Origin of the sequence: Mycobacteroides franklinii, from assembly GCF_002013895.1 — a bacterium.
Lineage (GTDB): Bacteria > Actinomycetota > Actinomycetes > Mycobacteriales > Mycobacteriaceae > Mycobacterium > Mycobacterium franklinii.
This window is the reverse complement of record NZ_MAFQ01000006.1, coordinates 376814-392330: the sequence shown is the minus strand read 5'-3', so window position 1 is coordinate 392330 and position 15517 is coordinate 376814. Positions and strand designations below refer to the sequence as shown.

At 63.0% G+C, this 15517-nt stretch carries 13 protein-coding genes; 12 read left to right on the top strand and 1 reads right to left on the bottom strand.

All coding sequences use genetic code 11. The features are described from left to right. Positions 1-39: 39 nt before the first annotated feature. Positions 40-1032, bottom strand: a complete 993-nt coding sequence (locus tag B4393_RS11740; protein ID WP_078334283.1) for a hypothetical protein — start codon at positions 1030-1032, stop codon at positions 40-42. A 204-nt stretch (positions 1033-1236) separates the two neighbouring features. Here B4393_RS11740 and B4393_RS11735 point away from each other — a divergent pair, with 204 nt between their 5' ends. The 12 genes from B4393_RS11735 (at position 1237) to B4393_RS11680 (ending at position 15490) form a co-directional block, all read left to right on the top strand. Beyond that, positions 1237-2466, top strand: a complete 1230-nt coding sequence (locus tag B4393_RS11735; protein WP_078334282.1) for a proline-rich domain-containing protein — start codon at positions 1237-1239, stop codon at positions 2464-2466. Beyond that, positions 2463-3464: an AAA family ATPase gene (locus B4393_RS11730; RefSeq protein WP_078334458.1), complete on the top strand. Its 1002-nt coding sequence runs from the start codon at positions 2463-2465 to the stop codon at positions 3462-3464. The genes B4393_RS11735 and B4393_RS11730 overlap by 4 nt, the downstream gene beginning before the upstream one ends. 6 nt (positions 3465-3470) lie before the next feature. Beyond that, a complete protein-coding gene (locus B4393_RS11725) occupies positions 3471-4370 on the top strand; it encodes a DUF58 domain-containing protein (RefSeq protein ID WP_078334281.1) in 900 nt (299 codons plus the stop codon). Beyond that, positions 4360-4833, top strand: coding sequence for a hypothetical protein (locus B4393_RS11720; protein ID WP_078334280.1), 474 nt, complete (start codon positions 4360-4362; stop codon positions 4831-4833). The genes B4393_RS11725 and B4393_RS11720 overlap by 11 nt, the downstream gene beginning before the upstream one ends. Next, positions 4824-5888, top strand: a complete 1065-nt coding sequence (locus tag B4393_RS11715) for a hypothetical protein (protein ID WP_078334279.1) — start codon at positions 4824-4826, stop codon at positions 5886-5888. The genes B4393_RS11720 and B4393_RS11715 overlap by 10 nt, the downstream gene beginning before the upstream one ends. Beyond that, positions 5885-6937 carry a vWA domain-containing protein gene (locus B4393_RS11710; protein ID WP_078334278.1) on the top strand — a complete coding sequence of 351 codons (1053 nt, stop codon included), beginning with the start codon at positions 5885-5887 and terminating at the stop codon, positions 6935-6937. The genes B4393_RS11715 and B4393_RS11710 overlap by 4 nt, the downstream gene beginning before the upstream one ends. After that, on the top strand, positions 6934-7917 hold the full coding sequence (locus B4393_RS11705; RefSeq protein WP_078334277.1) for a hypothetical protein: 984 nt from the start codon (positions 6934-6936) through the stop codon (positions 7915-7917). Before B4393_RS11710 ends, B4393_RS11705 begins: the two co-directional genes overlap by 4 nt. Positions 7918-8124: 207 nt before the next feature. Then, entirely contained in the window at positions 8125-8994 is an 870-nt protein-coding gene (scoE, locus tag B4393_RS11700) for a (3R)-3-[(carboxymethyl)amino]fatty acid oxygenase/decarboxylase (RefSeq protein ID WP_078281959.1), read from the top strand. Next, the gene (locus B4393_RS11695) at positions 8991-9545 is read left to right on the top strand and encodes an FcoT family thioesterase (RefSeq protein WP_078281960.1); all 555 of its coding nucleotides are present in this window, start codon (positions 8991-8993) and stop codon (positions 9543-9545) included. The genes scoE and B4393_RS11695 overlap by 4 nt, the downstream gene beginning before the upstream one ends. After that, positions 9446-11092 carry a fatty acid--CoA ligase FadD10 gene (fadD10, locus tag B4393_RS11690; protein WP_413816145.1) on the top strand — a complete coding sequence of 549 codons (1647 nt, stop codon included), beginning with the start codon at positions 9446-9448 and terminating at the stop codon, positions 11090-11092. The genes B4393_RS11695 and fadD10 overlap by 100 nt, the downstream gene beginning before the upstream one ends. Beyond that, entirely contained in the window at positions 11085-11336 is a 252-nt protein-coding gene (locus B4393_RS11685; protein ID WP_191986995.1) for an acyl carrier protein, read from the top strand. Before fadD10 ends, B4393_RS11685 begins: the two co-directional genes overlap by 8 nt. Continuing rightward, a complete protein-coding gene (locus B4393_RS11680; protein WP_078334275.1) occupies positions 11333-15490 on the top strand; it encodes an AMP-binding protein in 4158 nt (1385 codons plus the stop codon). Before B4393_RS11685 ends, B4393_RS11680 begins: the two co-directional genes overlap by 4 nt. The last annotated feature ends 27 nt before the right edge of the window (positions 15491-15517 follow it).

Here is a 15517-nt window from a genome sequence, read left to right as displayed (position 1 = left end):
GATATCCAGTGCAGGCCGGGCCCTTTTCGTTGTTACGGATTACACCGGTGCGGGTGCGATGACGCCTCCGGTGAGACGGCGATAGGTGTAGACGTGGATCAGACCGCTGAGGGCCGCGATCACCGGGTAGCTGATGATTCCGCCGAGACCACAGGTGATGACTGCCACCGCGACGCCGGCGAGAGCGACGCCCAAGGTGATCAGGAAAACCACCAGCGCCTGCCCCAGATTGTCCTTGACGATCTGGAAGCTCGCCTTCAGGGCGTCGACTGGGCCGAGGCCGCGGTCGATGGCGAAGAAGACGGCGTACTGGGCGAAGAACCCGAAGATGAGACCGCCGACGATGACGAGACTTCCGATCAGAACTCCGAGCCCCACCAGCAGCGCGGTCCCCACGTACAGGCCGAAGCTGCGGGCGCGGAAGAAGGTCCCGAAAGCCACCGGCTTACCGTCCGCGACATCAAGGTTGGCACTGACGATGCAGGCGCCTATATAGAGGCTGACTGCGAAAATCGCTGCGTAGAGCAGGATCATGATCGCCACGGCGCGGCCCGAGAGCTCCGGGCCCTCATAGGAATACGAGTACGAGGAGCTCGAATCTCCGCCGTAACCGCTCGTGCTGGTCTGGGGGAGGCTGGCCATGAGGATGGCGTAGACGATCCCTACGGGCACGCCGATCGCGAGGAACCACACCAGATACGGAGGAATGAAGGTTCCAAAGCGTTTGGTGACCTGCGCCCAAGACCAAGTCCAGGATTCACCGGCGCTGAACGGGCCCCGCGGCGGCCACGGTGCCTGCTGCGGGTAACCATATCCGGCGGGCGGATAACCGGGAGGCGGCGGCGGGAACTGTCCGCCGGGGTACTGGGGGGCTCCTGGGGGAGGACCGGGCTGATACCCGGGTTGGTACCCGGGTGGTGGAGGCGGCTGATATCCCGGAGGTGGCTGGTTCGCATATCCCGGTGGGGGCTGATTCGGGTCGTACGCTGACGGATCGCCGGATGCCGGCGGCTCCTGTGGTGGGTAGGTCACCGGGCAAGATTAGCAACAGAGAAGTTTGCTAAGCGCCGAATGCGAGAAGTGTCGCCGGGGCGAGGAGCCACGGGGTGTCGCAGCACAACGTCTGGCGGCGATGCCCTGCATAATGCGGTGATAGTCTCGGTTCGCCTGGGCGGATCTTGCTTGCTGGAGAGGGGGGCGATTGGTGTTCGGCTATCGCGAAGATGGGGCACGAGGGTGACGCAGCCGCCGTCGCAATTTGGCGGTCCCAACCCCATTGACGGACCGGCCAACCCGGCGCCGCAATATGGCACTCCGCAATTCGGAGGACCGGCACCGGTGGGTGTGCCGCAACCGGACCCTTCGGCCTACGGGCCGCCGAACTTCGGGCCGCCTCCCCAGCAGCCGGGATGGCCCAATCAGTTCGGCGGGCAGCCGCCTCAGTACCAGCAGTTTGGGCAGCCGCCGAGCCCGCCGCAGAAGAACCGAAAGGCTCTGATTGTCACCGGAGTGGCCACCGGCGTAGTGCTGCTGGTTGTGGCCATCGTGGTGGGAATCGTGTCGTTCTCCGGTGGAAGCGATGGGGAGACAAGGCCCGCCGCGGGCGCGGCGACCGCCGAGGCCGCGGTCAAGGGATACCTGGAGGCGTTGTCCAAGGGCGATGCCGAAGCGGCCCTTGCGTATTCGTCGGATCAGCCGGCGTCCAAGGAATTTCTCACCGACGACATTCTGAAGAAGCAGATCGCGAAATGGCCGATAGGGAACATTCGCATTCTCAATTCCGAGGACGTCGGCGGTGTGATGGCCCGGGTACACGTGGCCGCGAACTTCGGCGATCAGACCTCCGACGAGACAATTCTCGTCAAGAAGACCGACGGATCCTGGAAGCTCAGTACCGCGGCGGTCAAGCTGTCGTTGGACCAGAACGGCATCCTGGCCGGCGCCCTTCGCACCCTGTCGCTGTTCGGTAAGCCGGCCTCGAATATGTCTGTCGCGTATGTCTTTCCGGGATGGCTGGACATCGGATCCTCCAACAAGAATCTGACGGCGGTCTCGGCTCGCCCGGTTCTGCTCAACGGAATCCTGGTGCAGGGAGCGCCGGTATTCCCCGGGGTCGAGATGCGGATGAGCGAAGAGGGAGCCGCGGCGGTGAAGAAGGCCGTCGCGGACAACATCGCCGAATGCGCGAAATCGACATCACTTGCTCCGCCGTCATGCCCTCAGGCACTGCGTAATCCGGGATATGTCGACGGGACAGCGCACTGGGAGCCGCCATCTGATGTGGACAAGGTGCAGTACACCTTCACCGCGTTCGATCTGAATGTGCGGACCACCGGGGTCACCACGTGGATGCTGACAGTGCAATCCACCAACGGCAGCACCGTGCAAGGGAGGGCGATCGTGCCGACTATGGGACAAATCGACATGACACAGGATCCGTTGGTAGTGAAGTGGTTCGGACGGTGACCGCCGCCACCCAGGTGCAGCCCTCGCGGCAGGAACTGGACCAGGCCCGTGCGGTCATCCAGGCTGTCGCCCAGGCATTCTCCGTCAAGGTGGTCGGGCAATCCGGACTGCAGCAGTCGCTGTTGATCGGCCTGCTCACCGGCGGCCACGTGCTGCTCGAGAGCGTCCCGGGATTGGCCAAAACCACTGCGGCGCGGGCGATCGCGGATGCCATTCAGGCACAGTTTCGCCGCATCCAGTGCACCCCCGACCTGCTGCCCAGCGACATCATCGGCACGCAGATCTTCGATGCGTCCAAGGGCACGTTCAAGACGCAACTAGGCCCGGTACACGCCAATATCGTGCTGCTGGACGAGATCAACCGATCCAGCGCGAAGACGCAGAGCGCCATGCTGGAGGCGATGGAGGAGCGACAGACCAGTATCGCCGGAGAGATCTACAAGATCCCGGAACCGTTTCTGGTTCTCGCCACGCAGAATCCGGTGGACCAAGAAGGAACCTATCCGCTGCCGGAGGCACAGATGGACCGGTTCATGTTCAAGGAGATCCTCACCTACCCGAACCCTGCCGAGGAAGCGGAGGTCGTTTTCCGAATCGATGCCGGGGTGTACACGAATCACCAAGGCGCGCCGGTCGCTTCGATCCAAGACATCCTGTACATCCAGGATGTGGTTCGGCGTATCTACGTCGACCCCGCGATCGTGCACTACGTGACTCAGATTGTGAATGTCACCCGTAATCCCAAGCAATACCTGCCGCCGAATCTGGCCCGGCTGATCGAATACGGCGCCAGCCCGCGCGCCACCATCGCGTTCTGCAAGGCGGCACGCGCACTGGCACTGTTGGCCGATCGCAATCACGTGCTTCCCGATGACATCAAGACGCTGGCGCACCGGATCCTGCGGCACCGGCTGATTCTTGGGTTCGAGGCGGTGGCCGAGAACGTGACGGCGGAAGTGCTGATAGACAACATCATCCAGGCCGTACGAACCCCTTAACCTGCCATGGGAGTACTACTTCAGCAGGTCAAGGCGGAGACGCTGACCAACAATCGGCTGACGGGCCCCACCGGGTTGTCACGTGGGCTGCTCGAAGGTGAGCACCGCTCGATGTTCCATGGTCGCAGCCTGGAATTCGACGACCTGCGTCCCTACATCCTCGGCGACGACGTGCGCGATATCGATTGGCGGGCCTCCGCCCGGTCGTCGTCGGTGCTGGTGAAGCGTTTTGTGTCCTACCGCCAGCAGCGGATTCTCATGGTCGCCGATATCGGACGCAACATGCTTGCCCTGGCGGCCAGCGGTGAACCGAAACAGCGGGTCGCGGTGAATGCGGTTGGTGTGGTGGGTCTCATCGCCAACAGCAAGGGCGACGAAATGGGACTGGTCTATGGCGATGAGCATGCCTCAGGGCGGATGCCGAACCGCCGCGGCGAGCCGCATTTGGAGCACATGCTCGAACGGATCAACAGCCGTGATATCACCTCCAGTGGGCGCAGCAGCGTTGCCGCGCAGCTGCGCTTCGTCGAGCGGAACTACCGACATCGCCACATCGTGTTCGTCATATCCGACGAACCCGATCTATCCGATGAGCTCGACAGCGAATTCCGCCGGCTGGCAGCGCGTCACAACGTCTACTGGATCACCATCAAAGATGCTCCTCTAGTTGGGATCCCGGAATTCGGTGGTGAGGGATACGATGTCGACTCCGGCCGCTCGATCCTTCGGGAGGAGATACTCGGCGGCGGGGTGATCGAGGCCTATCGACGCGCCGAGGCGCAGCGTGAGGCGGCCTTCGACGAGTACGTGAATTCATCGGCCATTCCCTGTGCGCGGGTCGCGGGCAGTCGCGACCTGGTCAAGGCGATCACCACAATGCTGAAGAAGGCCAGCCGTGCCAAATGACTATCTGAGATGGATAGTGGCGCCACTGCCGTACTCGGTGCTGTGGCTGGTGTTCGGAATCATCCTGATGCTGTTGGTAATCGGATGGTGCGTAGGTGTTTTCGTATGGACACTGCCGGTGGAGAAGCTGCGCACCATTCCGGTGATCCGGGACATCACCGCGCGCGTACTACGCCGCAAGTTCAGTGCGGCCATCGACAACGTCCGCAAGGAGCACGATGCCGGAGCGTTGAGTTCGCGGCAGGCGCACGGCGCGATGAGCCGCGTGCTGCGCACCTTCATCTATATGCGTACCGGTGTGCGCGCGCCGTACATGTCGTTGGGAGAAGTAGCGCACAGTGGCGCGGCAGGGGCGGCTCCGGTGGTGGCGCAGCTGTACTCGGGTCAGTTCGAGATCGGCGATGACACCAATGTCGCGGCGACGGCGGCAGCGGTTCGGGGTGTGATCCAGTCATGGAACTGAGATGGTGGTTCGTTGTCATCGGCGGGTTGGTTCTGCTGGTGGCGATTGCGCTGCTCGCCTACTTCTGGCCTATGCGCCAGCGGCCACGCAGCCTGCGTCCGCTGGCTTGGGTGCAGCGGCTTACCCAGCTCCCCGAATATGTACGCGCATACCGTAGATATCGGATCATGCTGGCAGCCATCGCGATTGCGGCCACGGCATTCCTGCTCGCCGCGATCTTCGCCACCGCACGGCCGGTAAGTAGCGAGGCGACGGCCGCCCAAATCAACCGGGCACACCCGGAGGACATCAGCCTGTGCGTGGCGTACGACCCTGCTGCCCATGATGTTTCGGAACTGCTGAACTACTTCCGCGATCAGGCAAAGGGCTTCGATACCCAACGACTGGCCTTGACCTCGGCCACACTACGGGTCATCCCCATGACGGGAGACAACACCTACCTGCAAGACCGGCTCGGTTATTTCGGCGGACTGGGCGCCTTGGCAGGTACGGACAAACCCGGGCCCGAGGACAGCAAGGCGCTGCAGCGCGGTCGGCAGGAATTCTCCCGCGGGGTGGCCTACACGGACTACGCCCGCACGGTCAACGATGCTCTTGCCTTGTGTATGACCGGATTTCCCGGTTTCACCAAGCCCAGTGAGCATCGCCGTTCGGTCATCTTCCTGGGGCCCACCGCCGAGCAGCGACAAGCGCGCCCGATCTACGCCGATGACAAGCTGGCGGAGCTGACCAGAACAGCGCAAATCCAGCTGAATGTTCTGACCCCCACCGCCGCCGAAGAAGGTGGCGCGGTGAAGCGACTGGCCGAGGGCAGCGGTGGCCGATTCATCACGTATCTGCAGGGCACGAAGACCAGTAGCGCGGCCGAGCAGGCCGGTATCGACAAGACCTTCCGGGGCCATCTCGATGAGATCCGCTCCAACCCTCCGGTGATCACCCAGTCCGACGGAACAATTTACGTCCAGAAGGTGCAGGACCGACCGAACGTCATCCTGGTGATCGCGCTAGCGATCGCGGTGGTCTTCGCCACTGCCCTGGCGGGGGTGCGCCGATGACCTTCCAGCCCGTGCTGCCATGGTGGATCTTCATCGTGTTGGCGGTCGTGATCGTCGCACTACGCATGTACACGCTGTATCGAGTTTTGGTGGTGGTGGGTGGCGGTAGCGAACGCAAGGTGGTTCTGCGCTGGAGTCTGTTGACGCTGGCCATCGTCTGTGTGTTCGCCGCCGCGGCCCGGCCCGGGACCGAGCCCAACGCGCATGTCCTCACCGAATCGAATGCCGTTGCGGCAGCTAACAGCAACGTCAATGTCTTTTTCGTTGTCGATCGGTCCATCAATTCCCGGGCCGAAGACTATGGCAACGGGCAGTTCCGGATGGCGGGCATTCGTTCGGATATGGATGCCATCGTCAACCAGTACGCGCAAGGCCGGTTCTCCATCACCTCGTTCGCGACGAGTGCTCGGGTGGATTGGCCACTTTCTGAAGATATTTGGAGCCTCAAGGCGCTACTCACGGGTTACTCGGCGTATGTCTCCGAACCGGACTCGGTATACCGTGTCGGCGTCGCGGCCGCCGACGGCGAGCTCAAGAGACAACTCGAGTTGGCGCGCCGACAGTACCCGGGTTCAAGCAACGTCGTGTTCTACCTCGGGGAGGGCGCGGGTGCATCGCGTGAGCCCGCCAAGAAGTTCGACATCCCCGCCGACCTTGTCGACGGGGGCGCGGTACTTGGCTATGGGACGCCCGAAGGCGGCAAGGTGGCCAGCCAGCTCACGGCCAACGGAGACAAGACATACTTCCAGAACGCCGCAGGCACAGGCCCGTTCCTGTCCGTTCTCGACGAGCAGTCCCTCAAAGACATCGCGGACCAGCTCCACGTGCGATATGTCCATCGGTTGCAGGGTGATTCGATCGCCCCGGTGATTCCGGGACTGGATCCGTCGGCGAGCACGAGCGAGCAGCGGTCGGTGTCACTTCCCGGAAACAGGACCGAGTTCTACTGGGTCTTCACCGGCATCGCGATGGCTCTGATGTTCTACGAGCTGTTCGCGATGGTCCGTGAATACCGTACGTCGCGCATCACGAAGGTGGGGCCGACGTGACCCCCCGGGTGATTCTTGACGCGGTGCGACGGTTCTTTAGCGACGGGCCGCGCCGGAAGGTGCTGCGACGCAGACTGGTGGCCCTCTCGGTATTGCCCGCATTGTTGTTGCTGGCGCTCGCGGTGAAGCTCATTGTCATGGTGAGCACGGGGTACGCCGCACAGTCGCACTACCTTGGCTATGACTCGTACTCGCTGCGCGACGATGTCCGACTTCTCAAGTCGTGGAACATCATCGATTCGTACAAGGCCTACCTCACCGAAGGCGACCGGTACGTCCTGGAGGGCAAGCTCGGGGAAGCGGAGACCGAATTCAAGGAGTCGCTCACGCGAGTGGATCCCGCCAAGTCCTGTCCGGTGCGGATCAACCTGGAAGTTGTCCTGGAGACGCGGGGCGACCTCAAGTCCGCCGACCGGAAGCGAGACGAAGCCAAGAGATTTTGGCAGGAAGCCCTCGTCGTCACCAGGGAGGCTCCGGCGGGCTGCTTTGACACCACGAGTGAACCCGACGAAGAGGTTCGCAAGCACCTCAACGGAACTGAACAACGATTACTGGACAAGCTGAAGGGTCCGCCGGCGACCTCGACCTCACCGACTCCTACGACATCACCATCGCCCTCGCCATCGCCGTCTGACGGTGGTGGCGGAGGCGGTGGAGGTCAGGGTGGAGACAACGGCCAGGGCGGTAGTGGTGGCCAGGGCGGTGGCAATGACCAGGCTGGCAGTGGTGGTCAGGGCGGCGGCAACGGCCAAAGTGGAGGCGACCAGAACTCTCAGCCTGGTCAGCAACCGGGCCAGCCGACCCAGGAGGGGCAGAGCCCCGGTCAGCCCACCCAGGCACCGAATCCGATCGGACCTGATCGGATTCCTACCAGCGGCGGCAGCGGCGGGAACGAGCTTCACCCCGATCAGGGCGATCCGTCAGAGGTGCTCAAGCGGTCGCTTGAGAACTCGACGGCATCGGGTACCGACGCCGAATGACGCTCTTCGGCTGGCCGGCCCGTCGGTCGACGACCTGACTGGTTCCTCGCCGGTGGCGTGACGTCGACCACTAATCGCATTGTTTTCCAACGATTTACCCACTGCGCGAAACCGCCCCTCATTTCGGTGGGAACTTTTCGCACTCCCGGATCGACTGCTCCCTTAGTCGCATTAGTTAGTCATATCCGCGAGAAGGTTAGGGAGTCGATGACGCTCAACGTGAAGGGCGAGGGACTGGGGGCGCAGGTCACCGGAATTGATCCGGGGAACCTGGACGGCATCACCACCGAGGAGATCCGCGAACTCGTCTATCGGCACAAGCTCGTCGTCCTCAAGGACGTGCACCCATCCCCCGAGCAATTCATCCAGCTCGGGCGGTTGATCGGCGAGATCGTGCCCTACTACGAGCCTGTCTATCACCACCAGGACCATCCCGAGATCTTCGTGTCTTCCACCGAAGAAGGCCAAGGCGTTCCGCGGACCGGTGCGTTCTGGCACGTCGACTACATGTTCATGCCGAAGCCCTTTGCCTTCTCGATGGTGTTGCCGTTAGCAGTTCCGGGGCTCGACCGCGGTACCTACTTCATCGACCTCAACAAGGTGTGGGAATCGCTGCCCGCACAGACAAAGGAAGCAGCGTTGGGGACATTCAGCACACATACCCCGCGCCGCTACATCAAGATTCGGCCGAGTGACGTGTACCGGCCTATCGGGGAAATCCTGGCCGAGATCGAGCGCACCACGCCTCCGCAGAAGTGGCCGACGGTGATCCAGCACCCGAAGACCGGGAAAGAGATCCTCTACATCTGCGAGGCGGGCACCGAGACCATCGAGGACGGGGCCGGAAAGCTTCTGGACGCGGAGTTGCTTCAGCAGCTCCTCGAAGCGTCGGGGCAGCTCGACTCCGATTATGCGTCCCCGTTCATCCACGCTCAGCACTATGAGGTTGGGGATATTGTTCTGTGGGACAACCGATCTCTGGTACATCGTGCAAAGCATGGGACGGCATCGGGTACGTTGACGACCTACCGCCTGACCATGCTGGACGGGCTCGAGACGCCGGGATTCGCGGCGTGAGTGCGGTCGCGGCGACGCTGTCGGTCCAGACCGGTCTGCCTTCGGCGGGTATGGCCCCGATGTCCGAGGCGCTGCTCAGCAGAGTCCTCGAGCCGTATTCGTACAAGGGATGCCGCTACCTGAACGATGCTCAATACGGAATCACCTCTGACGCAGTGCACGCGCAGGGCAACTTCGCGATCGACGAGTCCGCGTACATCCGAAGCACAGGGCACTTCAATGCCGTGGAGTTGGTGCTGTGCTTCAACCAGCTGGCGTACTGCGCGTTCGCGCAAGGTGTTGTCAACGACGACATCTGGGCATTCCGGGGCTGGTCCATCGACGACTATTGCCAGAACCAACTCGCCAGCATGCTGATCAAGAGCACATCGTCGAGGTTTCGGCGGCTGGTCAACGCGCAGCAGTTCTCCGCACGCCTGCAGGCCCGCGACTTCCACATCGTCGACCGGTCATGGCGCTATCTCCAGTTCCACAGCACCATCGAATTCTGGGATCAGGATGGAGGATCCGCGACAGGAGAGTTCGATATCGCGGTCCTCAACATCCCGTAACCCTCGACAGGAAGCGCATCGCCACCGTCATGTCTCAGTCACCGCCGCCCACTGTGCTGGAACGGATCCTCGAACAGGCCCGTATACAACCGGAGTCAATTGCGCTGCGCCGCAGCGACGGTACCGATGCCGTTAGTTACGGTGAGCTCGTCGGCACGGTTGAGCGCCTCGCCGTGACACTTCGCGCCGAGTCGGTCACGCCGGGTTCTCGTGTCGTGGTCCTCTCTGACAATGGGCCCCAGACGTACCTTTGGGTACTGGCCTGCGCACGGGTCGGAGCAATCGCGGTCATGGTCGACAATGCCCTGCCCCAGGCGACCATCGCGCGGTTCTGCGAGATAACCCAGCCGGCCGCGATCGTTCCGAGTGCAGCCGACAACGACACCACCCGTCATCACGCGAGCGGTGACTCGGATTTCTCGGCGGCCGAGGCGGAAAGCGGAGCCGACGATGCCCTTGCCATGATCTTCACCAGCGGCACAACGGGTGAACCGAAGGCCGTGCTGCTTGCCAATCGCACGTTCTTCGCCATCCCGGACATCCTGCATGACGAGGGACTGAGCTGGATCGATTGGGTGGCAGGAGAAACGACTTACTCGCCGTTGCCCGCTACGCATATCGGCGGGCTGTGGTGGATCCTCAACGGGTTGATGCACGGTGCCGCATGCGTCACCGGTGGTGAACGCGGTGCCTCACTGCGAGAGTTGCTTGTCGACAACGACGTGGCCACCGCGTGTCTGGTGCCCACTCTCCTGACCAGATTGGTGTCGGAGCTCAAGCTGACTGGCACCTGCCTTCCCGCGTTGCGCTTCATTGCCTACGGTGGTTCGCGCGCGATCCCTGCCGATGTGCGATTTATCGAGGCGACCGGGGTGCGGACGGCACAGGTCTACGGACTGAGTGAAACAGGCTGTACCGCATTGTGTCTGCCGACCGACGGCGAGTCGATTGCCAGGATCGAAGAAGGTGCGGTCGGGCGCCCGTATCCGGGCGTACAGACCTATCTTTCGGGCGAAGGGTCCGGCGGGCCGGCGGCGGGTGCCGCCTCTGCATCTTTCGGCACGTTGTGGATCAAATCGCCCGCCAACATGCTGGGGTACTGGGGAGATTCCGATCGCACCCGTGAGGTACTGGCCGACGGATGGGTGAACACCGGTGATTTGGTGGAGCGCCGCGATGACGGATTCTTTTACATCAGGGGTCGCTCGTCGGAGATGATCATCTCCGGTGGCGTCAACGTGGTACCGGACGAGGTCGACCGAATTGCCGAAGATGTTGCGGGCGTGCGTGAAGCGGCGTGTTACGAGATACCGGATGAGGAATTCGGCGCGCTGGTCGGGTTGGCCGTGGTGTCCGACGCACAACTCGATGGGCAGAGTACGGCCGAGTTGAAGCGGCGGATCGCGGCCAGATATCGGCATGAGTCGGAGTCGATGGCCAGGCCGTCGACCATCGTCGTTGTCGAGGACATCCCTCGGACAAAGTCCGGCAAGGTGATGCGCTCGTCGTTGTCTGCCTCGCTGAACGGGGCACAGGCACGTGTCTGAAACCACGCGAGACCTGATTCTGGCTGCGGTGTGCGAGGTGCTGTACATCTCGGAATCCGAACTCTTCGATGGCGACTTGACCGATCTCCGGGAGCTGGGTCTGGACTCGGTCCGATTCGTGCTGTTGATGAAGCAGCTGGGCGTGACTCGCGGCTCGGAGCTGCAGAAGCGTTTGGTTTCAGATCTTTCCATCGCAGGGTGGGCCGAGGTACTGGAGCACGCTCAGCCGGAGGGCGTCACATGACCGTGGCCGTCGAACCCCGCGTGGACCGCGTGCCGATGAGCCTTTCACAGCAGAACATGTACAACGGCGCGGTACAGGCCGATGATCCCGGGTTGTACCTGATTGGGAAGAGTTTTCGGTTTCACCCGATCGAGCTATCGGTGTTTCTGTCCGCGCTGGAAGGGGCAATAGCCGCCAACCCGGTGCAGTTGTGTGTCCTAGAACCAGTGTCAGCCGATCTGCACCATCCGGAACTGATGCAACGGTTAGAGTTCGGCGACATTGTCTCGGTTGCTGCGGACGCAGAGGGCCTGACCGCACGGACCGCGGGCGAGCTGGTGAGCCGGTGGTCCACCGGCCTCGCGGTAAAGCCGCTCGTGCATTACACCGTGCGCACCGGCGCTGACGCGCGGGTGGTGGGCCTCGATATCCAGGCACACCATCTCCTGCTCGACGGCGGCGCCATTGGTGTTATCGAAGCAGACCTTGGCAGATTCCTCTCGACAAGCGAGGAAGTCAAACCCCCTTGTGCCAGTGACGGACTGGCGAATCTTGTGGCAGCGCACCGCCGTGAGGCTGCCAAGGCAGACGAGTCCCTGCAACGTTTTGGTGCGGCGATCCAAACTGAACTCGCCGACGCGGCGCAATACACCGCGCACGGACAAGGCCTCGGCACCGGGCCATCCGGCGCCGCCAAGGGTGTGCTGCAGGAGTCGGTTACCCTGTCCGGCAAGGAATTCGATGCACTCGATGCGCTGGCCGAGGCTAAGCGGGTGCCGTTGAACATCCTGGTGGCCGCGGCTTCGGTCGCAGTGGACGCCAGTTTGCGACAGGGCACACAGACTCTGCTGGTTCACGCGGTGGACAACAGGTTCGGGGAGCCCGACCTCAGTGTGGCAACCTGCCTGGTCAACTCCATCGCGCATCCGGTCTGCTTCCCTGCCTTTGCATCGGTACAGGATGTTGTGCGCGCCCTTGATCGTGACTATGTCAAGGCTTCGCGGCGCCGGTGGCTCCGTGAGGAGCAGTACCGCCGAATGTATTTGGCCATCAACAGGACGTCACATGTCGAGGCGCTGACCGTCAATTTCATCCGGGAGACCTGCGCACCACAGCTACGTCCATTCCTCGCCGCAGCACCCTGTGTGACGGATATCGGCCCGGTGGAGGGCATGACCGTGTCGTGCGTCGCGGATGAAGATCGACGTACGCTGACCCTGTCCATCTGGCATCGCAGCGACTTGCCGAGCGCAAGCGCTCATCAGTGGGTCGCCGAGAGAATCGCGGCGGCGCTGGGCTCGATGGAAGCGATGTGGCAGCTGCCGATCGCGATGACGGTGAATGAATGGTTCGGGATCGGCGCAGACGGCGCCCGCCGCAGAGGTGATGATCGCGCACACGCTACGGGGCTACCTGCCTGGTTCCTGGACACCGGCGGTGAGGTGGCGCGGTTCGTGCGGCGGCGGGCGTTTGTCGAGCCGTGGATCGCATGGCTGATCGCCGCGTGCGTCGTGCCCGGTGACATTGTGGTGTGCGCCGACGACGACACCGATAAGACTGTGGACCTGCTGATCGCCTGCCACCTCATCGGCTGCGGATACAGCGTGTGTGAGAGCACGGAAGAGCTTGCGGCGCGGTCTGATTCGATTGCACAGCACGGGCGTGGCGTTACGGTGCGTGTCGTCGACACGGCTATCTCGGTCCCTGTCGTTCTGGACGCATCGCTGCGTGAACTCGTGACGGAGCGCATGGAGCAGGTGGCTCGGGATGATGCCCTGGCGGACAGCACGGCGTACATCATGGCCACCTCGGGGTCGACCGGTGAGCCCAAACTGGTTCCGGTTTCCCATGGTGCCCTTGCGCTGTTTGCCCGCGCCGCCAGTAGTGCCTACGGCTGGCGGACGCAGGACAGCATTCTCCAATGTGCCCCGCTGACGTCGGATATCAGCGTCGAGGAAATCTTCGGGGCCGCGGTATGCGGAGCGCGGGTGGTCCGTTCCCGCGGCATGAAATCCGGAGATCTGCGCGCATTGGTGTCCGATATCCGCGAGTTCCGGCCCACCCTGCTCGATCTGCCGACGGCTGTGTGGCACCTGTTGTGCGAGGACCCCGAGGCTCTCGCCGTGGTCGGTGCTTCTGACCTGCGTCAGGTGGTCGTCGGCGGCGAAGCCATTCGCCCAGGCGCAGTAGATATGTGGGTGAAATCCGCTGATACCAGCGGTATCTCACTCATCTCGAGCTATGATCCCACCGAAACCACGGTGGTCGTCACGTACCTGCCCGTCGCGGATGCGGACGATATCGACCGGCTTCGTGTGGGCCTGCCGATCGTACCGAACACGGTCTTTGTCGCCTTCGGTGAAATCGTCGTGGTAGGCGAACCCGTCTCGGCGGGGTATCTGGGTATGCAGAGCGAGAGCTTCGGTGTGGTCAACGCCCCCGACGGTGAAGCCAGGCGGGCCTTCGCCACCGCCGATCGCGTGGTGTTCGACGAAGATGGATTCCCCACCTTCGCCGGACGCCGCGATGCGATCGTGAAGATCTCGGGCAAGAGAGTCGACACGGCCGCGATCATCGGCCGCATATCCGAAGACCCGGCGGTCGCCGACGCCTACGCGGCCGCCCACAATGGTGCGCTGGCCGTGTGGTTCCAGGCCTGTAACGGGCTGCAGCACCACGAATTGGCCGGCCGAATCAGGCGTCTGTTAGTGAGCTTGGGTGTCTCCTCGTTCTTCGTCATCGATGTGCCGAGCATCCCGCGAAAGCCGAACGGCAAGGTCGACAGGGACGTCCTGCGGACCATGGCCGAGTTTGTGGACGCGGTACCGGATGAGGCGGACGCAGCAGAGACAGCCGCTGGTCTTGCACGAATCTGGAGTGAGCACCTCGGGCGGCAGGTCCGTGCGGGCTCCTCGCTGCTGGCGGAGGGGATCGGCTCGCTCGATCTGATCAGAATTCTGCCGGCCACTCGCCAGTATCTCGGTCGTGAACTGTCCGTGCTGGACCTGATCAGTGCGGACAGCGCCACCTACCTCGTTGCGGCAGGTACGGCGGTCGATGAGCTCGCAGCCTTGGACACCGCGGCCGATATCGGAGCGGACCTGGACCGGATCGCAATCGCTCGGGATGCTAAGACGTCGTGCGGTAGTGATTCGCGGTCCACGGACGGTGGGCCGATCATGGTGCTCGGGGCTTCCGGAATTGTCGGCACCGGGTTCGCGCGGGCCACGCTCGACCTGAAACGAGAAGGCGCGCTGCGCCCCGAGGTCATCTTGGTGACCAGGTCGGAGCTACCCGATTGCGAACCCTGGTCGGCCCTGAAGGACGTCGTCGGCGTCAAGGTTCTGCATGTCGGATCCGAGTTTCACCCCGGGATGTTGGACGAGTTGATTCGCCGGACCGGTGCCCACACTCTGGTCAATTGCATCGGGAACACCAACGTGCTGGCTCCCTACCGCGACATTCGAGACGCCAATGTGGAGTGGGTATCTGGGGCCGTGGCCGCCTGTACGGCCAGGGGGGTTCGACTGATTCACATGTCGACCTTTGTGGTGAATGCCGATCCCGCGGTCGCTCAGGTGACCGATCCGCGCGAGGCCGTCTATCCCTACGCGGCGTCCAAGGCGCTGGCGGAACTCGTTGTCGCGGCAGCGCCGGGCGAGCTTGACTTCACGCTCGTTCGGTTACCCCGGGTGCTTGGCGAGGTCAGTCAACTGGGTGATGGCGCCGATATTCTGGTGTCGTTCGTTGATGCATGTATTGCGTTGCGGGCCTGTCCTTCTGTCGCGTTGACCGAGGAAGTGACCACCGGCGATGTCGCAGCCAGGTCCATCCTCGGGATGGCGGGCGAATCATCGGCGCTGGGCCGGGGAGTGACCGTGTTGCGTGGCATGTCCGTTTCGTATGCCGAGTTCCTCGGCGGGTTCGGCCTCGAGGAGCTCGGCCTGAGCGAATGGAAACGGCTGCTGGACCGCAGCGATTGGGCCACGCAGAACCCGGGGCGATGGTCGGTGCTCGACGCCTGGGCTGGCCTGGGGATGCGGCTCGGATCACGCAGCTACGCAGACTATCTGGCGGGGTTTCGGACCATCTCACTTGACACGGCGCCCGTGGCCGAGCTTTGCGCGTTACCGGAATCGATCCGGGATCTGCTCACACAGGAGTTTTCTCGATGACCGTAGCCCAGCCGAAGGAGGAGAATT

What these genes read in the sequence shown, in the direction of transcription:
- B4393_RS11680 (WP_078334275.1), top strand. Translation starts at nt 11,333, where the DNA reads ATGACCGTGGCCGTCGAACCCCGCGTGGACCGCGTGCCGATGAGCCTT.
- B4393_RS11710 (WP_078334278.1), top strand. Translation starts at nt 5,885, where the DNA reads ATGACCTTCCAGCCCGTGCTGCCATGGTGGATCTTCATCGTGTTGGCG.
- B4393_RS11715 (WP_078334279.1), top strand. Translation starts at nt 4,824, where the DNA reads ATGGAACTGAGATGGTGGTTCGTTGTCATCGGCGGGTTGGTTCTGCTG.
- B4393_RS11725 (WP_078334281.1), top strand. Translation starts at nt 3,471, where the DNA reads ATGGGAGTACTACTTCAGCAGGTCAAGGCGGAGACGCTGACCAACAAT.
- fadD10 (WP_413816145.1), top strand. Translation starts at nt 9,446, where the DNA reads ATGGCGCTATCTCCAGTTCCACAGCACCATCGAATTCTGGGATCAGGA.
- scoE (WP_078281959.1), top strand. Translation starts at nt 8,125, where the DNA reads ATGACGCTCAACGTGAAGGGCGAGGGACTGGGGGCGCAGGTCACCGGA.